The 7,693-nt window shown below is 32.8% G+C and carries 4 protein-coding genes; all 4 read right to left on the bottom strand.

Features of this window, described 5'->3' with window-relative positions; genetic code table 11:
* Window positions 1-319: 319 nt before the first annotated feature.
* Window positions 320-2,314, bottom strand: coding sequence for a Helicase associated domain protein (locus tag KEM10_RS14560; protein WP_212216757.1), 1,995 nt, complete (start codon window positions 2,312-2,314; stop codon window positions 320-322).
* Window positions 2,315-2,556: 242 nt separating this feature from the next.
* Window positions 2,557-3,168, bottom strand: a complete 612-nt coding sequence (locus KEM10_RS14555) for a GldL-related protein (protein WP_212216756.1) — start codon at window positions 3,166-3,168, stop codon at window positions 2,557-2,559.
* 514 nt (window positions 3,169-3,682) lie between these two features.
* Window positions 3,683-4,390 carry a hypothetical protein gene (locus KEM10_RS14550; protein ID WP_212216755.1) on the bottom strand — a complete coding sequence of 236 codons (708 nt, stop codon included), beginning with the start codon at window positions 4,388-4,390 and terminating at the stop codon, window positions 3,683-3,685.
* A gap of 2,117 nt (window positions 4,391-6,507) precedes the next feature.
* Window positions 6,508-7,512, bottom strand: a complete 1,005-nt coding sequence (locus KEM10_RS14545) for a glycoside hydrolase family 43 protein (RefSeq protein ID WP_212216754.1) — start codon at window positions 7,510-7,512, stop codon at window positions 6,508-6,510.
* Window positions 7,513-7,693: the final 181 nt, after the last annotated feature.

The following is a 7,693-nucleotide window of genomic DNA, read 5'->3' as shown; positions in this document are numbered from 1 at the left end:
GCCGTTCTCCGTTGTACCAATGAGTTTAACCATAAACAAAAATTTTGTGGTAAATAATTTTCATCGGCTGCAAAACTAATTTATTAGCAGAAAAAACCGGATTGAATGCAATTGAAATAAAATGGAAGGCAAAAACGGCTTGATTGAAAAAAAATCAAAAAAATTTAATTTCTTTTTTCTCCGTTATTTTGCGTCAAAAAGTATAGTAAAATGTATGATAGGCAGTTTTTAAACCCCACTTAAAAAGTTCTGTATATTGCAGTATATTAGCCTGATATAAATTATTTATTTTTCGTTCGGCAATACTTTTTATACATTGTTATGGCTCGTTTTTTATTATTTTCAAATCTACAAGTTTTTGTCTTTTCTCAGCTTTCAATTTATTACCTAAAGCATTAATCTTTTGTTGATTAATCCATTTATGCAAGTCGGGGTCAAAATCTGCTGTAATATTTGAATCACCATATTCCTCAATATACATTTCAATCAATTCGATGTAATCATTCCAGCGCTTCCGTTTTAAACTATATTCTGGCAATTCAATCTTTAGTTTTTCTAACTCCGCAATTTGTTCATCTTTTAATTTATTATGTCTGTAGGCTTTCTTTTGATTGTCTAACCAAATTCCAAGTTTAGGATTTGGGGCAAATTCTCTTGGAATATTTGGATTTTCAAGCTTCTTTAATTCAGAAAGCATGTCCCACCAATATTTTGTTACATGTCCCTTTTTCTCACGCTTTTCTAAAATCCCAATGTCATAGAATCCAATATCATGAAGCTTTTTAATTTTCCAATCCTCTTTTACTCCTTTGGTTTTAAGACGATATACATAATTCCCGAAACTTGGGTCTTTGGGATAGCTACTTGAAACGTCAAAATTGCCAAACTCTTCTTTATATGCAATTAATTGGTTTATTCGAATATCAAAATTGTAAACATCCATATCCCAAACCACACCCATAGATTCTAAAAGTTCTAGTCTATCAGGTTGCAATCTATCTTTCTTATAAGCAAATCTTTGGTCATTGAGCCACTTTCCTAATCCTTTATATTTTGGATTTTTGTCAGTTTGAGAAACATTACAATGTCCATGTTCTTTTTTGTATTCTTCTAACAATGCAACTCTATCAAGCCAATCATCGACAAGTTGTTCACTGTTTCCAACTCTTTGCATAACCCACTTAAAACCGATTGCTTCAAGCCTTTCTATTTGCCAATCCTTTATTTTCTTGGGTTCTTTATGATATTTCCCACGTTCTAAGGCAACCCAATTTGAAAGTTTAAAAAGTGGATGTGTATTATCTGTATATCTTTTTAAATTTGCTTCTCCTGTTTCCTTATAAATTTCATAAAGTTGGTTATAACTTTCCATCCATTTTCTATCCCATAGAATATCATGATTATCACCAAAGTAGAACTCAATTTCATTTAGTTTTTCATAATGTTCATCTGGAATTAGGTCATTATCATAGAGTCGCTTTTGTTTTAAATACCAACCATATAAAGTTCTGTCTTTATAATCTCGTGGAACCGTACAATGATTATTTTCGTGATAAAATGATTTCATTTTCTCATACATGAAATCCCATTTATCCAAATACTCATCTGTTATTTTAAGTATTGAACTATAAGTCTTTGTAGGTCTATTTTCAGTTATTTCAATATTACCAAGTTCTGTCTCATCTATTGATTTTAGTTTTCTCTTGGGTCTATCAAAAATGTTTGTTTTATAATCACCTTCAGTAGAATCGAACTTCTCAATTGAAAGTAATCCTTTTGAGACTAATTCATCAATCTTTTCTTGAGTGACAGGTTCAATATTAGGGTCTGAAAAATCAAGTAATGGACTAAAATATTCTTTTAATTGGTTTAAAACTTTTAGTCCTGATTTGTCATTTTCAGTGAAATCTAAAAGGATTGAAGACTCAACATTATAAAAGAATCCTGCCTGTGTAAGATTTGTCGAACCTGTAATAATTCTGTTACGAACACCTTCAAATAAATAAACCTTAGGATGATAAATATAATTGGGTGAGGAATAAATATATGTCTCTACACCAAGTTCTAATAAAAGCTCAAGAGCTTCTTTTGAAGTTACCTTTTCATCAATTCCAACAAAAAATCTAACGGCTCTATTTTCAGAAATTGCTTTTTTTATAAATGGTTTTAAAGAGTTTAGTCCAGTTCTCCGAACGAAAGCTACAAAAACAGTAATCTCGGTGAATAGGTCTTCCTTAAATGATGAACAGATATAATTTCCTGCTGTATCATTTTCATCTTGCTGAATACCTTGTCCTATAAATTCAACTATCATGTTTGTAGTGTTCTGTCGCTGTGGTTAAATGAGCCATAACGTTCAGAATAAATGGCGTGGGCTGATTTGAAAAGTCAAAACTGCCAAAACACCACTTAGCCGAAGCTTTTGGTTTGATATTAAATTTATTTTTTTTACTTGCCATAGCAAAAGGTGCGGCGAACTCATTAAATGAGCTAAGCTTCCAAAGTTATGCTGATAGCCCATGCCCATTATTTATTGTTGTGTAACGTTTTTTCTTGTTAATTATCTCTCTGTTTTTCTGCAACAGCTTTTCTATAAAGACTCCTAAATTCTTGAACATTTATTTCATCATTCGGATTTTTACTCATTTTTACATATGAACGAATTAGTTCTGGATTATTAGGGAAATTATATTTCAAAGACGTTAATTCCAAATTAGTAGTCATAAACACAATTCCTATTATAGATAGTATTGCAAATCGATTTGCAATAGTCTTAAAGAATAAATCCTTGTTTTCCTTCTTTTTAAGGTATAGGGCAATAAATAAAGCTAACACCATTATGAATCCAAGGATTAGAATCACTGATGCTCCTGGATAATGTTTTATCTTGAAAAAAATACCAATTGCAATTGTTGTCAATCCAAGTCCCGAATATGCAGAGAACTTTAACCTACGTTTCGATATTGGAGAATGATAATCAAGGTATTCAAATTTAAAAATTGACTTGAAGTTAATATCATTAAAATATGCAAATCCCAACAGCAGATATAACACTACTATAATGATTGTAGATATATTCAGAAACAAGTTTCCCAATGGAAGGTGAAAGAATATTTGTATAATACCCAGTAGAAATAAAATCCCTGCTGTTTTTTCTAGTTTTTTCATTTTATGAATCCTGATTAGTTTTCCCTATTGTTATTACTATTGTTTACTTGCATAGGACGAAATGTTACACAACTACTCTGTAACCGTCATTGTATGACGCTTATATTTCTTATGGGCGCTATTCCGTTCTTTTGTGAAAATTGCTTATGTGGCAGATAAATAGGCACCTGGTCGTTTTTAAGTATTTATAAGCGTTTACTAAAACGCTAAATGTTTAATAAACATTTGGTTATAAATAGGTATTAAAAACACCTGCCTTAATATGGGTATTGCAGACTGATTCATAGTATTTAGGTTTAATTTCGTTCTTACAAAAATAACAGAATGTATATATTATGCTAATATTTTATTGACTTTTTATATGTACTAGTATACTGGCTATAGCTTTTGATATTATTAATTACGAGTGTGTTAAAAATAAACTCCTATATCAGCTTTTGATTAATATAGGAGTCTATCAATAAGTTTAATGAATATTTATTGGTTAAATAAAAAGTATGTTTTTTGTAGGGTGTTATTCATCAACATTTTCAGTGTTACCATTGGACGTATGGTTATTCCGATGATTTCTGGGGCCTCTGCGGTCAACAATAATCCGAGCCGATTTATAGGTGTTGTAAAACAAAGGCTCAGACTCTTCAAAAAGCATCATTAATTTATCGGTACGTTTTTTTAATAATTCATTTACCTCATCTATGGTATTTTTTAATTCGCGGGTTGATTGCGATAGGGTAATTACCTTATTGCGAGGTTGTGGTATAAGACCTGTAAAACTGTTAATTTGAGATTCTAGTTTGTTTAATATTTTGTTGGTCATACCATGGTCAGCTGTTTCATTAAGGTATTCTCTTCCTGTATTTAAAATGTTTTTGCATTGGGTTTCCATTTTCTCATCCGGCATATTGGCCAATTTCGAATGCGAAATATTCATTTTGGTTTCTAAATTTATTAAGCCTTCTTCATGGGCATACGATGATAAAATACCGGCAACTAACGAAGCTGTTTTGGCTACAGCAGATTGTTCCTTGCTTTTATTATTGGTAATTACACCTTTCAGGCTTTCCTGAATACCAAAATCATTTTCAATTTTGCTAATCATGGTTTTTAAGTTGCCGGCCGATTTACTTAAAGCAGGAATTTTACTTACAGATTCTGTATACTGATCAAAAACTTGATCAACAGATTTAAACATTGCTAGTTTGTTTCTTTGATGGATATTCATAAGCTTAGATTTAAAAGGTAAATAAATTAATAGATATTGTTTGTATGTTAATAACTAATTTTATAAAACGTAACACTGTTAAATAGATAAATTTATAATAGCATTGATAAATGCCTTGTAAATGTGGATGAATGCGTTAATTAAATAGATAAAGATTCAAAATAGATGTTGTGTATATGCTGCTGTTACACTGCAACGTATATAAATTATAGTGTGTTTTAGTTTGTTGTAAATAATGGAGGTAATAACCTATGTGTACTGGGTAAAAATAGACTGTAAACTGACAAAAATATAGTTCAACCTGACAAAAATACGCTTGCAGTTACTAAAAAGGGACATGCAATGGCTAAAATGTAATGTGAACATTGCAAAAACACACATTAAAACACTTAATTGTAATGTTAACGTAGCAAAAATGCACTTGAAGATGCCGAAATGCAAAGTAGACATAGCAAAAACGCACTTGCAACTACCTAAAGTGTAATGTCAAGATAGCAAAAATACACATGAACTCACCAAAAACGTACTTTGATTTACCGAAAACAGACTTTGATTGGGCGAAAAGGGAGTATTCAATAAACTGTGTCAATTACAACTTTGATGATAATTATATGGTGTTGGAATGCAGAAAATTACAATGAATAATGGGAGGGCTTTTATCAACTATGAAGATATTTAGTATATGGAATGTCCGAAGGACATTAACAAGAATAGCCGCAGGTGATACCCGTGGTAAAAGGTATTGTTTTACCAACCCTGAAAAGGGTTGAATTGTTGTTTTTTTCCTGGGGTAATATTATTATAGATGTATCATGGTTATATTCAAATGTGTGATGGCCTGTCGGAAAGTGGGGGAGAGATGGGTGAAGGGCGAATTGTTAGAAAATAACAAGAAGGGGCTTGCCTTTATGTTTTGAAAAAACATCTTACTTCTAAATTATTTTCAACAATTTGAACGAGTGCGTAGGATAATTCTTTCCGACTAGACTTTTTGTTTCTTTTGAGTCAATGACAAAAGAAAGTAGAATGTATTCTTAGTCAAACAATACAACTTTCCTGCTATTGTGTTATTTTATATAGATCATGGTTATTGAATCAATTATTGATAACGATTTTCTTAATTACCCCATCCCTAAAGGGAGTTAAGAAAATCAGTTGTACCCTTTAGGGTTGGGGTTAATCAACTGATTTTGATAGACCAATTATGAAGTGTATAATAAATACTATCTATATTAAAGTACCTCATCCCGGCCTTCTCCTGTCAGGAGAAGGAGACGATAACATAAACGAATGGTTTAACTGTTATATCTTCCTCTCCTTTAGGATAGGATGGAGGTGATTATCTTATTTATATCAAAAATTTCAACAGTGCTTTTGTCAATGCAGAAAATTTCATTGATAGAGGGAGAGTTTTAAACAACACTGAAGGTGTTTAGTATATGGAATGTCTGAAGGACATTAACAAGAATAGCCGCGGGTGAAACCCGTGGTAAAAGGTATTGTTTTACCAACCCTGAAAAGGATTGAATTGTTGTTTTCTTCCTGGGGTAATATTATTATAAATGTATGGTGGTTATTAACCAGTCATAGATAACGATTTTCTCAATTACCCCATCCCTAAAGGGAGTTGAGAAAATCAGTTGCACCCTTTAGGGTTGGGGGTAATCAACTGATTTTGATAGACCAATTATGAACTGTATAATAAATACTATCTATATTAAAGTACCTCATCCCGGCCTTCTCCTGTCAGGAGAAGGAGACGATAACATACACCAATGGTTTAACTGTTATATCTTCCTCTCCTTTAGGATAGGATGGAGGTGATTATCTTATTTATATCAGAAATCTCAACAGTGCTTTTGTCAATGCAGAAAATTACAATGAATAGCGGTTGGGCTAGTCAATCGACAATGCAGGTATTCCGATAATAAGAATGTCCGAAGGACATTAACAAGAATAGCCGCAGGTGAAACCCGTGGTCACAAAGCAATATTTCACCAACCCTGAAAAGGGTTGAAAGGTTATTTTCTATTAAATAACTCTCTATGGAAAATATAAAAAAAGGCCTACCAAAATTACCTGGTAAGCCTTTGTAAATATCACTAAAGCCAAAAATCTTAATCTGCCAGTTCTTGCTGGAAATCAGGGAATCCATTTTCATCCCATGTAAAGGTACGGGCACGTGTGTGACGATTTACGTCAGCCAGTTCCCATCCTCTTATATCTTTATATACCCTTGCATGATAAATCAAAACATCTGTTTTGCCATCTTCTGCAATGGTAAATGAGTTATGTCCCGGTCCAAAACGACGAACATCCGCATTGGTAGAGAATACAGGTTTATCTGATTTGTTCCACGACTTCACATCCATTAAATCAGCATTCTCATCAGCCCAAAGTAAGCCCATGCAATAGTTGTGATTAGTAGCACTGGCCGAATAGGTGACAAATATTTTACCATTGCGCTTAATCACAGCAGGTCCTTCGTTTACGTTATGTTTACGGGTTTCCCATTCAAGTTCCGGCTTAGTAATTACAATCTCAGGTCCTGTTAATTTAACTGGTGTTTCCATCTCCGACATTACTAAAGATGAATTCTCAGGTCCCATTGATTGAGCCCAGATCATATAATGTTTACCGTTATGTTCGAATACTGTTGCATCCAATGAAAACGAATCTCTTTGTGTCATTATACGACCTTCTTCTTTCCATTCACCTTGAGTAGGATCTTCTGAATCATTTGATAATGCATACATTCTTATATTCCAAACATTTTCAGCATCACCGGCAGCAAAATAGATATACCACTTGCCATCAATACGATGTAATTCAGGTGCCCATATATGTGCTCCCATGTTACCGGTTTCGTGCTTACGCCAAACAATTGTAGGTTCAGCTACGCCTAATCCATTAATGGTTTTTGATTTAAGTATTTCAATACGATCGTATTCAGGGGATGTCGAAATCATATAATAACCGCCATTGTCATTACGCACAACCCATGGATCGGCACGCTGCGGTACAACCGGATTAATATATTCAATTTTCTTCTCTTGCTGGCAGCAACCCGAAGTTGCAAAAATAATTGCCAGAGTCAGTAAACCTGTAGTTAGCAATTTCATCTGATTCTTGATATAGTTTATATATATTATTAGTTGTGTGACTAATTCGTTGATGGATTTTAATCCATTCACTCACTCAATAAATTCAAAAATATCTTTATCCCTGTTTATACAACGAAAGGAATATTAAAAAAACTATCACAAATTTAACAACACCTTCTCTTTCAAACCTTTTTGTGAG

It is taken from the genome of Carboxylicivirga linearis, from assembly GCF_018271995.1.
GTDB classification, from domain to species: Bacteria; Bacteroidota; Bacteroidia; order Bacteroidales; family Marinilabiliaceae; genus Carboxylicivirga; species Carboxylicivirga linearis.
Note: the sequence above shows the minus strand (reverse complement) of the source record. Positions and strands in the feature narration are given on the sequence as shown.